At 63.5% G+C, this 14,808-nt stretch carries 12 protein-coding genes; 2 read left to right on the top strand and 10 right to left on the bottom strand.

Going from position 1 to position 14,808, the window contains the following annotated elements; genetic code table 11:
- Nucleotides 1–64 precede the first annotated feature (64 nt).
- The 7 genes from H040_RS27475 to H040_RS11405 form a co-directional block, all read right to left on the bottom strand.
- Nucleotides 65–241, bottom strand: coding sequence for a DUF4175 domain-containing protein (locus H040_RS27475; RefSeq protein ID WP_143512528.1), 177 nt, complete (start codon nt 239–241; stop codon nt 65–67).
- Complete coding sequence (locus H040_RS11430; RefSeq protein WP_027917518.1) at nt 238–1,350, bottom strand: PepSY-associated TM helix domain-containing protein; 1,113 nt, start codon at nt 1,348–1,350, stop codon at nt 238–240. Before H040_RS11430 ends, H040_RS27475 begins: the two co-directional genes overlap by 4 nt.
- A gap of 56 nt (nt 1,351–1,406) precedes the next feature.
- Nucleotides 1,407–3,839, bottom strand: a complete 2,433-nt coding sequence (locus tag H040_RS11425) for a TonB-dependent siderophore receptor (RefSeq protein WP_027917517.1) — start codon at nt 3,837–3,839, stop codon at nt 1,407–1,409.
- A 260-nt stretch (nt 3,840–4,099) separates the two neighbouring features.
- On the bottom strand, nt 4,100–5,056 hold the full coding sequence (locus tag H040_RS11420) for a FecR domain-containing protein (protein ID WP_027917516.1): 957 nt from the start codon (nt 5,054–5,056) through the stop codon (nt 4,100–4,102).
- Nucleotides 5,053–5,571, bottom strand: coding sequence for an RNA polymerase sigma factor (locus H040_RS11415; RefSeq protein WP_027917515.1), 519 nt, complete (start codon nt 5,569–5,571; stop codon nt 5,053–5,055). The genes H040_RS11420 and H040_RS11415 overlap by 4 nt, the downstream gene beginning before the upstream one ends.
- Nucleotides 5,572–5,944: 373 nt before the next feature.
- Nucleotides 5,945–6,655 carry a 3'-5' exonuclease gene (locus H040_RS11410; RefSeq protein ID WP_027917514.1) on the bottom strand — a complete coding sequence of 237 codons (711 nt, stop codon included), beginning with the start codon at nt 6,653–6,655 and terminating at the stop codon, nt 5,945–5,947.
- Nucleotides 6,652–8,589, bottom strand: a complete 1,938-nt coding sequence (locus tag H040_RS11405; protein WP_027917513.1) for a putative nucleotidyltransferase substrate binding domain-containing protein — start codon at nt 8,587–8,589, stop codon at nt 6,652–6,654. The genes H040_RS11410 and H040_RS11405 overlap by 4 nt, the downstream gene beginning before the upstream one ends.
- A 214-nt stretch (nt 8,590–8,803) precedes the next feature.
- On the opposite strand from H040_RS11405, the gene H040_RS11400 reads away from it, so the two are divergent.
- The gene (locus H040_RS11400; protein ID WP_027917512.1) at nt 8,804–9,247 is read left to right on the top strand and encodes a response regulator; all 444 of its coding nucleotides are present in this window, start codon (nt 8,804–8,806) and stop codon (nt 9,245–9,247) included.
- Between the two features lie 119 nt (nt 9,248–9,366).
- Here the strand turns inward: H040_RS11400 and H040_RS11395 are convergent, their stop codons facing one another.
- Nucleotides 9,367–11,544: a malate synthase G gene (locus H040_RS11395; protein ID WP_027917511.1), complete on the bottom strand. Its 2,178-nt coding sequence runs from the start codon at nt 11,542–11,544 to the stop codon at nt 9,367–9,369.
- A gap of 456 nt (nt 11,545–12,000) precedes the next feature.
- Between H040_RS11395 and H040_RS11390 the strand changes: the two genes are divergently transcribed.
- The gene (locus tag H040_RS11390) at nt 12,001–12,519 is read left to right on the top strand and encodes a glycine cleavage system protein R (protein ID WP_027917510.1); all 519 of its coding nucleotides are present in this window, start codon (nt 12,001–12,003) and stop codon (nt 12,517–12,519) included.
- Between the two features lie 258 nt (nt 12,520–12,777).
- Here H040_RS11390 and rarD read toward each other — a convergent pair whose 3' ends face one another.
- Together rarD and H040_RS11380 are read right to left on the bottom strand one after the other, a co-directional pair.
- The gene (gene rarD, locus H040_RS11385) at nt 12,778–13,665 is read right to left on the bottom strand and encodes an EamA family transporter RarD (protein ID WP_027917509.1); all 888 of its coding nucleotides are present in this window, start codon (nt 13,663–13,665) and stop codon (nt 12,778–12,780) included.
- Between the two features lie 55 nt (nt 13,666–13,720).
- Complete coding sequence (locus H040_RS11380; RefSeq protein ID WP_027917508.1) at nt 13,721–14,695, bottom strand: serine/threonine protein kinase; 975 nt, start codon at nt 14,693–14,695, stop codon at nt 13,721–13,723.
- Nucleotides 14,696–14,808 lie beyond the last annotated feature (113 nt).

Here is a 14,808-nt window from a genome sequence, read left to right as displayed (position 1 = left end):
TCCGGGGAGTGAAAACCTACCATGCTGCACCGTTGCCAGTGCGCCACTGCGTTAACCCGCTACCTCAGCGGCGCCATATACCACGTAAGGCCAGCCATGCCGGAGCGCCCAGGCCCAGCCAGGAAAGCGCGTCCCAGGCGCCGTCACCGAGCAAGGCCGCAAACAGGCCCAGGGCACCCAGCGCAGCGATCAGAGCCGGCCAGGCGAAGATGCGCCGGATCGATTGCGACGTGTGGCTCATGCCCTGGCCTCCCGTGGTTTGCGGTGCTTGCCCCACCACAGGTAAAGGCCGCTGCCAAGGACGATGAGCGTCAGCACATCGAGCACCGCCCAGAGAATCTGCATCGGGCGGCCGCCATAATCACCGAAGTGCAGGGGCTGCGACAGGCCCATGGCATCCATGTACCAGGGCCGCTCGCCGACAGCGGTCACCTGCAGGGTTTGTGCATCGATCAGTACCGGGGTGAGCAGGTGCGACGTCAGGTGCGTGGCACCTTTCATGAACACGGCGTAGTGGTGCTCACTGGAGAAGCGGGTGCCAGGGAAGGCGATGAAATCAGGGCGCATGCCGGGCGTTGCCTGTTCGGCGATGGCCAGCAGTTGCGTGGCGGGCGAGCGCTGCGTCAGTGGCGGGGCATCGCGGTAGGGCGCGACCAGGGTGGCGAGGCTGTCGTTGCGCCAGGCGGCGATCACCAGGTCTGACAGTGCACTGATCACCCCGGTAATGCCGACCGTCAGGGCCCAGGTCAGGGTGACGATGCCGATCAGGTTGTGCAGGTCGAGCCAGCGCAGGCGGCGGGACTTGTCGTGGCGCACGGTGGCGAAGCCCAGGCGACGCATGAACGGCGCGTAGAGCACGGTGCCGGAAACGATCGCGACGACGAACAGCACCCCCATGAATGCCAGCAGCAGTTTGCCGGGGAGCCCCGCAAACATGTCCACGTGCAGGCGCAGCATGAGCATCATGAAACCACCGTTGGCGGCAGGCATGGCCACGGCTTCGCCGGTGCGGGCGTCGAGCATGAAGGTGTGCGAGGAATTGGGTTCTGTGCCGGCGGTGGCAGCGGTGATCGCGAGCACGCCGTTGGGTTCGTCCTCGTCGAAGCCGAAGTACTGCACGACCTCGCCGGGGCGGTGCTGCTCGGCCTTGATGACCAGCTGTTGCAGGTCCAGCTGCGGGGTGCCAGCGGGCATCTCGCGTAGTTCTGGGGCATCGCCGAGCAGGTGTTCGAGTTCGTGGTGGAAGATCAGCGGCAGGCCGGTAAGCGCCAGCAACAGCAGGAACAGGGTACAGACCAGGCTGCTCCAGGTATGGATCACCGACCAGCGGCGGATGGTTGGGCTTTTCATCACGGTACCGATTTATGTCTGTTGGACCGTGGGGCCGCAAAGCGGCCCCCGCTCACTCAGAACTGGTAGGAAGCACTGGCAACGACGCTGCGCTCATCGCCGTAGTAGCAGTAGTACGAATCACACGTGGAGATGTAGTCCTTGTTGAACAGGTTGGTGGCATTGACCGCCACCGAGGCGCCCTTGAGGCTGGTGCTCAGGCGGCCGAGGTCGTAGTGCACCGAGGCGTCGAACACGGTGTAGGCATTGGCCTTGCCCAGGTAGGTGTTGGCCTGGTCGCCATAGGTGTTGCCGGTATAGCGCGCGCCGCCGCCGATGCCGAAACCGTCGAGCACGCCGCTGTGCCAGGTGTAGTCGGCCCACAGCGAGGCTTGCTGGTTGGGCATCAGCTGCAGGCGGTTGCCTTTGTACAGGCCGTCCTGCACTTCCGATTTGGCCAGGGTATAGGCAGCAGTCAGCTTGAGGTTTTCGGTGACGTCGGAAACCGCTTCCAGCTCCAGGCCATGGACTTTCACTTCGCCGGTCTGGCTGGTGACCGTTATGCCGCCTTCGTTGTTGGTGACCGAGACGTTTTTCTGCGTCAGGTCATACACGGCTGCCGACAGCAGGGTGTTGGAACCCGGTGGCTGGTACTTGACGCCCAGTTCCCATTGCTTGCCTTCGGTTGGCTTGAACGACTCGGAGGCGGACACGGCAGCGTTGCTGGAAGGTTGGAACGACTCGGCATACGACAGGTAGGGCACGAAGCCCGAGTCGAATACATAGCTGATGGCGGCGTTGCCGCTGAACTTCTTGTCACGCTGGGTATTGGTGGCATCGCCCTGGTTGAGGAACGTGGTGCTGGTGTGCACCCAGTCTTCACGACCGCCCAAGGTCAGGCGCCAGTTGCCGAGGGCCATCTGGTCCTGGATGTACACGCCGGTCTGATAGGTTTTCTGGTCGTAGTCGTAGAACGCCGTGGAGCGATCCGGGCGGGTAATCGGTACCCCGTAAACCGGGTTGATCACGTTGCTGTCCGGCACGTTGAAGTCAAAGATCGACAGGTAGTTGGTGTTGACGCGCTGGTGGTCCAGGCCCAGCAGCAGGGTGTGGGTAACGTCCCCGGTGGCGAAGTCGGCCTGGAAGTTGTTGTCCACAGCGAACTGGCTGATGTCTTCATCGGTGTTGGTGGACATGCGGCTGACGGTGCCATCGTCCTGCACTGGCGGCGTGGTTGCGTTGTAGCTGCCGGGGGTGATGGTCTGGAACGCCAGGTCAGTCTTGGTGTAGCGCAGGTTCTGGCGGAACTGCCAGACATCGTTGATGCGGTGCTCGAAGGCGTAGCCCAGCGCGTAGTAGGTGCGGTCGTAGAACTCGTAGTCCGGGTCACCCAGGTTCTTGTGGTGGGAGACCTTGCCGAACGGCATATCGAGCTTGGTGCCCTGGATTGGCCGGAACTGGCTGGTAGCGCCGGTATCGTCGCGGGTGAACTGGGTCAGCAGGGTCAACGAGGTGTCGTCGTCGATGTTCCAGGTCAGGCTCGGGGCAATGTTGTAGCGCTTGTCGTCGATATGGTCGATTTGCGTGCCGCCATCGCGGATCACGCCGCTGACGCTGTACAGGAACTGGCCCTGGTCATCGATCTTGCCGGTGCTGGCGAAGTTGATCTGGCGGTGGTTATCGCTGCCGTACTGCAGTTCGATTTCGTGGGCGCTTTCAGCCTGCGGGCGGCGGCTGACCATGTCCAGCAGGCCGCCGGGTGGGGTCTGGCCATACAGCGATGAGGCCGGGCCACGCAGCAGGGCCAGGCGGTCGAGGTTCCAGGTTTCGGCTTTCGGGTTGGCGTACACGCCCCGTGGCAGCGGCAGGCCGTCGAGGAACTGGGTCGGCTCGAAGCCGCGCACGCGCATCCAGTCGTAGCGGGTGTCGCTGCCGAAGCTGGCCGAGACGATGCCCGGCATATATTTCACGGCGTCGTCGAGGCTGTGCACGCCACGGTCGCTCATCTGCTGGCGGGTGGCCACGGAAATCGAGCGTGGTACTTCGACCAGTGCGGTGTCGGTCTTGGTACCGGCGGCGGTGCGCTTGGCCAGGTAACCGTCGACCGGGCCCCAGGCGCTTTCGGAAGCGCTGGCGGCATTCACGGTGGTTTCCGGCAGGGCCAGGGCACCCTCCGGAACGGCGACCAGGCTGTAGCTGCCCACGCTGCTCTGCTGCAGTTGCAGGCCGGTGCCCAGCAGTGCGGCCTGCAGGGCGCCGAGACCATCGTACTGGCCATTGACCGGCGCCGAGGTGCGGCCGCTGACCAGTGCCGGGTCGATGGCCAGGGCGATACCCGACTGGCTGGCGATCTGGTTCAAGGTGGCGGCCAGCGGGGCGGCGGGCAGGTTGTAGGCGCGCGGTGCGGACTGCTCGGCGGCGAACAGGGCAGTGCTGGACAAGGGCGCGGCCATGGCAATGGCCAGAGCCATCAGGCTGGGACGCAGGATACGATCAACGGCACGGGACATGCAGCGGTTCCTCGACGGATAAGTGCTAACTGCTTCCTTGCCGAGCGAGATTCCAGAAGTGACAGGGGGAATCGGAAAAAAAGTGAGAATTATTTGAGTCTGGCTTTCGCCTGCACCAGCTCATTGCCTGTAGGAGCGGCCTTGTGTCGCGAAAGGGCTGCAAAGCAGCCCCGGCAATTTCAGCAGTCGCGCTGATATCTGGGGGGCGCTTCGCACCCCTTTCGCGACACAAGGCCGCTCCTACAGGCGAGGAGTCCGATTTACTTGGGGACGACAGTCACCCACCACGGCGTATGCCGCTCGATCTTCACCGGTAGCGCCGGCACCAGCGAAGCCAGGGCCAGGTCGGTATCGGTCAGCGGGAAGCTGCCGGTGACGCGCAGGTCGGCCACTTCATCGGCCACGCCCAGGTGGCCGTTGCGGTAATGGCCCAGCTGTTTCAGGAGGTCGGCCAGGCGCACGTTGTCGACCACCAGCATGCCGCGGGTCCAGGCGTCGGCCCCGGCTTGCACCGGGCCTATCCGGCCAAGGCCGTTGCTGTTCATCAGCACTTGCTGGCCTTCGCGCAGCACCTGTTCGTCGCCGCTGTTGTGCGGCATGGCGGCTACCGAAGACTGCAGCACCTCAAGGCGCGTGCCCTGGTCTTCACGGCGTACCAGGAAGCGCGTGCCCAGTGGCCGCAGGCGGCCATCGTCAGTGCGGACCAGAAGCGGGCGTGGGTCGTCATGGCCGGTCTCGACCGAGATTTCGCCCTGATGCAGCACGATCAGGCGCTGCTCGCCTTGGTAGTCGATGTCGACGGCGGTGTGGGTGTTCAGGCTCAGCAGCGTGCCATCTTCCAGGCGCAAGGTGCGCAGTTCGCCAGTGGCGGTGCGCTGATCGGCCAGCCAGTAGCTGGGCGCCAGTGACGGAGCACCGACCCAGGCCAGTAGCGAACCAAGCAGGAACATCCCGGCCAGCCCGCCACCGACTTTGCCGATGCGCCGGCGCAAACCGGCGCGCGATTGCAGCAGGGCCTGGCGCGCAGGGCCGGCGGCGACGCTGACGCGTTGGTCGAGGGCGCCGAGCTGGCGCCAGGCTCGGGCATGTTCCTCGCTGGCGGCATGCCAGCGGATGAATTCGGTGCGCTCGTCAGGCGTGCCGCTGCCATCGTCCAGGCTCATTTTCCAGGCAATGGCGGCTTCCAGCACCTGCCACGAAACCGGTGTGTTGTTCACGTCGGTTCCCCGTAAAGAGCCACGTAACACTGGCGCATGCCTTGGGCGATGTACTGGCGCACGCGCGACACCGAAACGCCCAGGCGTTCGGCGATTTCGGCGTGGCCCATGCCATCCAGGCGGTTGTGCAGGAAGGCTGCACGGGCCTTGCTCGACAGCTTGCCGAGCAGGCGGTCGATGGCCTTGAGGTCTTCGAGGATCAGGTGCTGGGTTTCCGGGGACGGGTGTTCGGCTTCAGGGATCAATGCCAGCTCGGCCAGGTAGGCCTGTTCCAGCGCCGCGCGGCGGAAGTGGTCGAACATCAGGCCCTTGGCCACGGCGGCGAGGAAGGCCCGCGGCTCGCGCGGGGTTTCCAGCTGCTCGCGGCCGAGCAGACGCACGAAGGTGTCCTGGCTCAGGTCTTCGGCACGCTGACGGCAGGCCATGCTGCGCTGCAGCCAGGCAAGCAGCCAGCCGCGATGGTCGCGGTAAAGCGAGCCGACCAGTTCGGCGCGTGGGCTGTGGGCAGAAGACATGCAGCGTCCCCGGAACGAATGCATTAACTAACGATAATTATTCGCGATTGTTGCAGAGGCGAGGGGTGGGGTGCAATGGACGCTTATCGGATTGCCATCATCAGAGCTTGGTCTTGCGGCGCCAGTGAGATCGAGCGCCGCCCGCGCGGCGCATCGCGGATGAATCCGCTCCTACATTTGTTGCAACGTGGCCATGCCTGTGAGGCCATGGTTGTCAGCCTTGTTTGTAAGGCTCACGTCATGCGCCAAGGCAGGCGACCATGGCGTTACAGGTTTGGCACGTTGCAAAAGATGTAGGAGCGGATTCATCCGCGATGCGCCGCGCGGGCGGCGCTCGATCTCACAGGCGCAAAACCCCTCAAGCCCTGAACCTCTAGAGGCCGTGGTTATGCACTGCGCGCCTGCGCCACCCCCGCAGTCGCTGTTCCAGCTGCAACGGGCTGTCGAGCTGCTGGCGCCGTGCCTGGCTGAGCAGGATCAGTGCAAGCTCTGCCGTGACCTGTGCATCGGCGCTGGCATGGTGACGCTCATCGACCTGCAGGCCAAAGCGCGCCACCCAGTCGTCCAGCCCGGCCTCGCGCAGTACGGTGTCGGGGTTGAGCATCGGTGCCAGCTCTGCAACGTCGAGGAAGGGCAGCTGCAAGCGATGGCCCAGGCTTTCCTTCAAGGCACGGGCAAGCATGCGCTGGTCGAACGGCGCATGAAACGCCAGCACCGGGCTGTCGCCGATGAATTCGAGCAGGTCGAGCAAGGCCTCGGCCGGGTCGCTGCCAGCAGCCAAGGCACTTGGCCCAAGGCCGTGGATCAGTACGCTGGCGTTGGTTTTCTGTTCTGGGCGGTGCAGGGTGCGTTCGAACTGCTGAGCGAAATCGATCGCCCCGTCCTCGATGGCCACCGCGCCGATCGACAGCACCTGGTCACGATTGGGGTTCAGGCCACTGGTTTCCAGGTCGAGTACGACCCAACGCTGCTCACGCAACGCGCACACGCCCAGTGGCCTGGCCTTGGGCAGCCGAGCCAGGCGCTGGCGCAAGGCATCGCTCAGCAGCGGGGCGGCAGGGCGCAGCCAGGCGAACAGGCTCATAACTGATACCGCAGGGCCAGGCTGCTCTGCAGGCGCTGGGCCTGGCGCAGGGATTCGCGCAGGATGCGCCGGTCCAGATGGTTGAGGCTGTCCGGATCTACGCGGTTGGAGTACGGCAGGTTGTCGCGGGTCTGGCGCTGGTGCTGCTGCATGCGGGTTTGCTGAATGAAGTGGTAGGCCTCTTCATAAGCGGCGCCGTCGAGCGCTTCGATGACCCCTTTGCCGACCAGCTGGCGTAGGCGCTCCAAGGTGTTGCAGGCGCCAATGCCATTGGCCAGGGCCAGCAGGCGGGCGCCATCGACGAAAGGTGTCAGGCCCTGGACCTTGAGATCGAGGGTAGCGGCCTTGTCGTTGCCCTGGCGGGTCAGCACGAACTCGCGCAGGCGGCCCACCGGAGGGCGCTGGCGCAGGGCGTTGTCGGCCAGCATACGCTGGAAGATCCGGTTGTCCGCCACTTGCTGCAGCAGTTGCTGGCGCAGTTGTTCACAGCCGTGTTCGTCGCCCCAGACCACGCGCAGGTCGAAGTAGATGCTCGAACCCAGCAGGTTCTCCGGGCTGGCTTCGCGCACGAAGCTGGCAAAGCGTCGTGCCCACTGCGCGCGTGACAGGCACAGCTCGGGGTTGCCGGCCATGACGTTGCCCTTGCACAGGGTGAAGCCGCATTGGGCCAGGCACTGGTTGATGTACTGCGCCAGGGGCAGCAGGCGTGTACGAATGGCCTCGGCTTCAGCGTCATCGGCAGCTTCGAAGAGGATGCCGTTGTCCTGGTCAGTGTGCAGGGTCTGCTCGCGTCGCCCTTCGCTGCCGAAGCAAAGCCAGCTGAACGGCACCCCGGGGTCGCCACGTTCGGCAATGGCCAGCTCGATCACCCGGCACACTGTGTGGTCGTTGAGCAGGGTGATGATCTGGGTGATCTGCATCGAAGAGGCGCCGTGTGCGAGCATGCGCTCGACCAGCTGGCCGATCTCGCCGCGCAATTGCACCAGAGCGTCGAGGCGGGGTGCATGGCGGATGGTGCGCGCCAGATGCACAAGGTCGACCCGCTGCAGGGAGAACAGGTCGCGCTCCGAGACCACGCCACACAGGCGCTGGTTGTCCACCAGGCAGACGTGGGCGATATGCCGTTCGGTCATCGCCATGGCCGCATCGAAGGCGCTGGCCTGTGGGCTGAGGTAGAACGGCCTGGCGGTCATGTGCTGCTCGATCGGCGCGCCGAGGTCGGCATCAGCGGCGGCCACCACCTGGCGCAGGTCGCGCAGGGTGAAGATGCCCACCGGGTAGCGCTGCGGGTCGATCACCACGATGCTGCCGACCTGCTGTTCATGCATCAGCCGCACAGCCTCGCGCAGCGGCGTATCCGGCGCACAGACCACCGGGTGACGCATGGCCAGTTCGCCCAGGGGGGTATTCAGCGAGTACTGGGTGCCGAGGGTTTCCACCGCGCGTTGGCGTACTTGCTGGTTGACCTGGTCGAGCAGGCTGCTGACTCCGCGCAGGGCAAAATCTCGAAACACTTCCGACATTGAGAACACGCGGATGAACGCGGCTTTGTTCAGTTGCAGGCAGAAGGTGTCTTCGCCCGCCAGGTGTTCGGTGCGCGTCGCCCGCTCGCCCAGCAGTGCCGCCAGCGGGAAGCATTCGCCGCCGGTGATCTCGAAGGTGGTTTCCACCCCGGGCTTGACCAAGTGCTGGCGCTCGCCGACCACTCGGCCCTGCTTGACGATGTAGAAGTGCTCGACTGGCCCGTCCGTGGGTTTGATGATGCTTTCGCCACTGGCATAGAAGCGCAGCTGGCACTGTTCCACCAGGAAGGCCAGATGGCTCTGCTCCATCTGGTTGAACGGCGGGAAACGCTGCAGGAACTGCAAGGTGCCCTGGATATTCTGCAGTACTGCCGTTCTACCCGCCTGGTTGTAGGCGTCCTTTTTGCTCATGACACTGACCGTATCGCTACGCCGAACTATATATATCTATATATAGGTGCCGGCCTTGTTGTTCTCGGCTCCCATGGTCGGCTGGCAGCGGGGTGGTGCCCATTGGACGTAAGTCTAGTGAACCGTGGCTGTCAAAGACCCGACGAAAGGCGAGCGGGGTTACAGGGGTTTTGTGGTCCTAATCACTGAGCGGGATTTTTTTGACGAGATGACCATGGCTGAGCATGAAGACATCCTGAGTGACGCCGAACGCGAGGCGTTGGCCGTGGTAAGCGCACCTGTTGCGCCGAGTCCTGTGGTACTGGTTGTCGATGACAACCCGGTCAACAGCGAGGCGCTGAAGCTCTACCTGAAGAGCAGGGGCATCGAGAGCATGACGGCTGACGGGGCGCAGGAGGCAATGCTCAAACTGCATTACGAACCGCGCATCGCCCTGATGATCACAGACCTGCGCATGCAGCCCAGCGATGGCCTGGAACTGATCCGGCAGATTCGCGAGTCGGAGCGGGCGGCGTTGTCGATCATCGTAGTGTCGGGCGACACCGATGTGAAGGAGGCGGTGGACGTGATGCACTTGGGGGTGGTGGATTTTCTGCTGAAGCCGGTGGATCTGGGGAAACTGCTGGGGTTGGTGAAAAAGGAACTGAAAATCGAGTAGTGCAGGACTGGGGCTGCCTTGCAGCCCTTTCGCGACACAATGCCGCACCTCAAGGGATCGCATATTCCTGTAGGAGCGGCCTTGTGTCGCGAGAGGGCCGCAAAGCGGCCCCTTGCGGTTTACAGCCCGTTACGCGCCTTGAACTCGCGGCGACGGCGGTGCAGCACCGGCTCGGTGTAGCCGTTCGGTTGCTTGGCACCTTCGAGCACCAACTCCACTGCAGCCTGGAAGGCCACGTTGTCGTCGAAGTTCGTTGCCATCGGCCGGTACTGGGCGTCACCGGCGTTCTGCTTGTCGACCACCGCAGCCATGCGCTTGAGGCTCTCTACCACCTGCTCCTCGCTGACGATGCCATGGCGCAGCCAGTTGGCCAGCAGCTGGGCCGAGATGCGCAGGGTGGCTCGGTCTTCCATCAGGCCGACGTTGTTGATGTCCGGCACTTTCGAGCAACCCACGCCATGGTCAATCCAGCGCACGACGTAGCCAAGGATGCCCTGGGCGTTGTTGTCCAGCTCGTTGCGGATCTCTTCAGCCGACCAGTTGGTGTCGGCTGCCAATGGGATGGTCAGGATGTCATCGACCGACGCCGGCGTGCGCGAAGCCAGCTCGCGCTGACGTGCCTGCACATCGACCTTGTGGTAGTGCAGGGCGTGCAGGGTGGCGGCGGTTGGCGACGGTACCCAGGCAGTGTTGGCGCCTGCCAGCGGGTGAGCGATCTTCTGCTCGAGCATGGCGGCCATCAGGTCAGGCATGGCCCACATGCCCTTGCCGATCTGCGCACGGCCTTGCAGGCCAGTGGCAAGGCCCACATCGACGTTGTTGTTCTCGTAGGCGCCGATCCACTTCTCGTTCTTCATGGCGCCCTTGCGCACTACGGCGCCGGCTTCCATCGAGGTGTGGATTTCGTCACCGGTGCGGTCGAGGAAGCCGGTGTTGATGAACACCACGCGCTCGGCGGCAGCCTTGATGCAGGACTTCAGGTTGACCGTGGTACGGCGCTCCTCGTCCATGATGCCGACCTTGACGGTGTTGCGTGGCATGCCCAGCAGGTCTTCGACGCGGCTGAAGATCTCGGCGGCGAAGGCGACTTCTTCCGGGCCGTGCATCTTCGGCTTGACGATGTATACGCTGCCGCTGCGGGTGTTTTTGCGGGTGGTGTTGCCGTTGAGGTTGTGCAGGGCGATCAGGTTGGTGAACAGACCGTCCTGGATGCCTTCAGGGATTTCATTGCCCTGGCCATCGAGAATCGCCGGGTTGGTCATCAGGTGACCCACGTTGCGCACGAACAGCAGCGAACGGCCGTGCAGGGTTACGCTGCCACCATTGGGAGCGGCGTATTCGCGGTCCGGGTTCATGGTGCGGGTGAAGGTCTTGCCACCCTTGCTCACGCTTTCGGCCAGATCGCCCTTCATCAGGCCCAGCCAGTTGCGGTAGACGATGACCTTGTCATCGGCATCGACGGCGGCGACCGAGTCTTCGCAGTCCATGATGGTGGTCAGTGCCGATTCCATCAGGATGTCTTTGACGCCGGCGGCATCGGTGCTGCCGACAGGCGTGCTGGCGTCGACCTGGATCTCGAAGTGCAGGCCGTTGTGTTTGAGCAGCACGGCGGTCGGCGCCTTGGCGTCGCCATGGAAGCCGATCAGCTGTGCGTCATCACGCAGGCCGCTGTTGCTGCCGCCTTTCAGCGCAACGACCAGCTTGCCGCCTTCGATGCGGTAGCCAGTGGAGTCGACGTGGGAGCCGGCCGCCAGCGGTGCGGCTTGGTCGAGGAAGGCGCGGGCGAAGGCGATGACCTTGTCGCCCCGGAGCTTGTTGTAACCCTGGCCTTTCTCGGCGCCGCCTTCATCGCTGATGGCATCGGTGCCGTACAGCGCGTCGTACAGCGAACCCCAACGGGCGTTGGCGGCGTTCAGGGCGAAGCGGGCGTTCATCACCGGGACGACCAGCTGCGGGCCGGCCATGTGGGCGATTTCTTCGTCCACGTTCTGGGTGGTGGCCTGGAAATCGTCGGCTTGTGGCAGCAGGTAGCCGATTTCCTGGAGGAATGCTTTGTAGGCTACGGCGTCGTGTGCCTGGCCTTTGCGTGCCTGGTGCCAGGCGTCGATCTTGGCTTGCAGCTCGTCGCGCTTGGCCAGGAGGGCTTTGTTCTTGGGGGCGAGGTCGTTGATGATCTTTTCCGCCCCGGCCCAGAACGCATCGGCTTTGATGCCGGTTCCAGGGATCGCTTCGTTGTTGACGAAGTCATACAGGGCCTTGGCGACCTGAAGGCCACCGACTTGAACGTATCCAGTCATTGCTTGCCTCACCTCTGCTCAGCTATTTCGCTTTCGCTCTTCTGTATTAAGCCTGTAGCGCTTCTCTAAACACGGCACCAGTTCATGCTCTCGCCACTCACGAGAGCGGCTGGGTGCGGCTCGCCAGGCAGGCTGGCGGGCGGTTGGCGTATTTTCACAGGCGCCTTGGCAGACATCGAAACGACGTTTTGTAGTCCGCGCCAGCGCATACTACATGAAGCAGCAGGCAGGTAAACATCAGACTAAAAGCGTCGCTCTGCGACCGGGTGGTCGCATTGGGTCACGCTGGGAATTGGTATGTTCGCAAAAAACCGGTGGATTGTTCCAGATAAATCTTGAAACAGTACACGATTAGTTCCGCGGACGGCCCTGCGGCAGGTTGCCGCGCCTTGCCTATACTGAGTCGATTCCCCGTATTTCCGCCCCTCAGGGCGGCTCGAAGCAGAGGAAGCCCCTGTGGATCATCTTGTATTGACCGTGATTGCCCCGGACATGGCCGGCCAGGTGGAGCGCATAGCCCAGTGCATTGCCGATCATAACGGTAACTGGCTGGAGAGCCGCATGTCGCGGATGGCCGGGCAGTTCGCCGGGATCCTGCGGGTAGCGGTGCCAGCCGAAAGTTATGACGAGCTGGTGAAGTCTCTGCAGGCGCTGGAGCAATACGATATTCGCGTGCTTATTGCCGAGAGTGGCATAGAACCGTCCTGCACCTGGAAACCGATTGCCATGGAGCTGGTGGGCAATGACCGCCCGGGGATCGTGCGCGATATCACTCGCTTGCTGGCGGATCATGGCGTGAACCTGGAGCGCTTCACCACCGAAGTGCGGCCGGCACCGATGAGCAGTGAGCCGCTGTTCCATGCTGATGCCTTGCTGGCGTTGCCGCTGACATTGTCGCTGGATGAATTGCAGCAGGAGCTGGAAAGCCTGGCGGATGACTTGATGGTGGAGTTGAAGCTGCGACCGGAGGACTGATCTGAAACGGCCGGGGCCGCTCGCAGCCGATTCGCGGCCCTCTGCGGTTATCCCGATTTCACGGGGAAGGCCCTGTGGATAAGCTGGGGGCTCACCTCTACAGCCCATACGTGGCAAGCGCTCCCAAGGTTTGAGCAAAAAACGTACAGAAATCAGTCGCTTGTGCACAAAGCACGGGGACGAGGGTGTGGATAACCTTTGGAGATGTTGCTGCAGGCCACAAAATACGTGGCCTGCAAGGTTTTGATCACTTTTTGATCAGGCACGCTTGCGCAGATTCAACCAGGCGTCGACGCTATATACCGCCAATCCCGCCCAGATGAAGATGAACGCCATCAGGCTGCTCGACGACAGGTGCTCGTCAAACAGCAGTACTGCCTGCAGCAGCACCAAGGTTGGCGCCAGGTACTGCAGGAAGCCCAGCGTGGTGTAGGGCAGGTGACGCGCAGCGGCGTTGAAGCACACCAGCGGCACCAGGGTCACAGGGCCCGCAGCCATCAGCCACAATGCCTGGCTGCTGGTGTAGAACTCGCTCTGCACGCTCATCGCCGACGGGTGCAGCAACATCCAGCCCAGCGCCAGTGGCACCAGCATCCAGGTTTCCACTACCAGGCCGGGCAGTGCAGCAACCGGTGCCTGTTTGCGGATCAGGCCATAGAAGCCGAAGCTCAGCGCCAGTGCCAACGACACCCACGGCAGGCTGCCCACCTGCCATACCTGCTGCGCAACGCCTACCGCCGCCATGGCCACCGCCAGCCATTGCAGGCGGCGCAGGCGCTCGCCAAGCAGCAGCATGCCCAGCAGCACATTGATCAAAGGGTTGATGTAGTACCCCAGGCTGGCTTCGAGCATGCGGCCGTTGTTGACCGCCCAGACATAGGTCAGCCAGTTGCCGGCGATCAATGTACCGCTCAGTGCCAGGATCGCCAGGCGGCGCGGGTTTTCACGCAGCTCGCGCCACCAGCCGGGGTGCTTCCACACCAGCAGCAACAGTGAACCGAACAGCGCCGACCAGAGCACCCGGTGGACGATGATTTCCACCGCTGGAATGCTCTGGATAGCTTTGAAGTACAGCGGGAACAAGCCCCAGATGATGTAGGCACCAAGGCCCAGAAGGTACCCGCGGCGCGGGTTTGCAGCTTGCATGGTGAATCCTTGCTGAATAAAGCGACGCCTATTGTAGACAGAGGCGCGCTCGCTTCTAGAACAATTTCAGCGGTTGCTCGTCCAGCGCAGCCAGTTGTTCGCGCAAGGCGAGAATCTGGTCGCCCCAGTAACGTGGCTGTCCGAACCAGGGGAAGCTTGGCGGGAACGCCGGGTCGTCCCAGCGGCGTGCCAGCCAGGCGCTGTAATGCAGTTGACGCAGGGCACGCAGCGGTTCGATCAGGGCCAGCTCGCGTGGGTCGAAATCGTGGAACTCGTTGTAGCCGTCAACCAGTTCCGCCAGTTGCCCCAGGCGCTCCTCGCGGCTGCCGGCGAGCATCATCCACAGGTCCTGCACTGCTGGGCCCATGCGGCAGTCGTCGAGGTCGACCACGTGGTACACCTCGTCGCGGTGCATCAGGTTGCCAGGGTGCAGGTCGCCATGCAGGCGAATCGCCTTGTGCGGGGTGCGGGCGTAGATGGCCTCGACACGCTTGAGCAGGTCACGGGCCACCGACTCGAAGGCCGGCAGCAACTCCTTGGGCACGAAACCGCCTTCGAGCAAGGTATTCAGCGAGGCGTGGCCGAAGTTGTCCACAGCCAGTGCTTCGCGGTGTTCGAAGGGGCGTGCCGCGCCTACTGCATGCAGGCGGCCGAGCAGTTGCCCAAGGCGGTAGAGCTGGTCGAGGTTGCCCGGCTCCGGCGCATGGCCGCCGCGACGGGGGAACAGGGTGAAACGGAAGCCTTGGTGTTCGAACAGGGTCCTGCCTTCGTGCTGCAGCGGGGCGACCACCGGTACCTCGCAATCGGCAAGCTCGGCGGTGAACTGGTGTTCTTCGAGAATCGCTTCGTCGCTCCAGCGGCCGGGGCGGTAGAACTTGGCGATCAAGGGTTGCGAGTCTTCGATGCCCACCTGATAGACGCGGTTTTCGTAGCTGTTCAGCGCCAGGATCCGGGCATCGCTTAGAAAGCCCAGGCTTTCCACGGCGTCCAGGACCAGGTCGGGGGTGAGGGTGTCGAAGGGGTGGGACATGGAAGCTCCGGGAGGTGGGCGGCATGTCGGCATGGTACCGCATTGCAGGGCCTGCTCTGATTTCGCCTGAGCTTGCTCTGTCGCGGGTTTACCGGTGAAAGGGCAGGGTCAGG

The sequence above is a fragment of the Pseudomonas sp. URMO17WK12:I7 genome, from assembly GCF_003269045.1.
Taxonomy (GTDB): Bacteria; Pseudomonadota; Gammaproteobacteria; order Pseudomonadales; family Pseudomonadaceae; genus Aquipseudomonas; species Aquipseudomonas putida_J.
The sequence above is the reverse complement of the archived record's forward strand: the minus strand, read 5'-3'. Positions and strand labels throughout refer to the sequence as shown.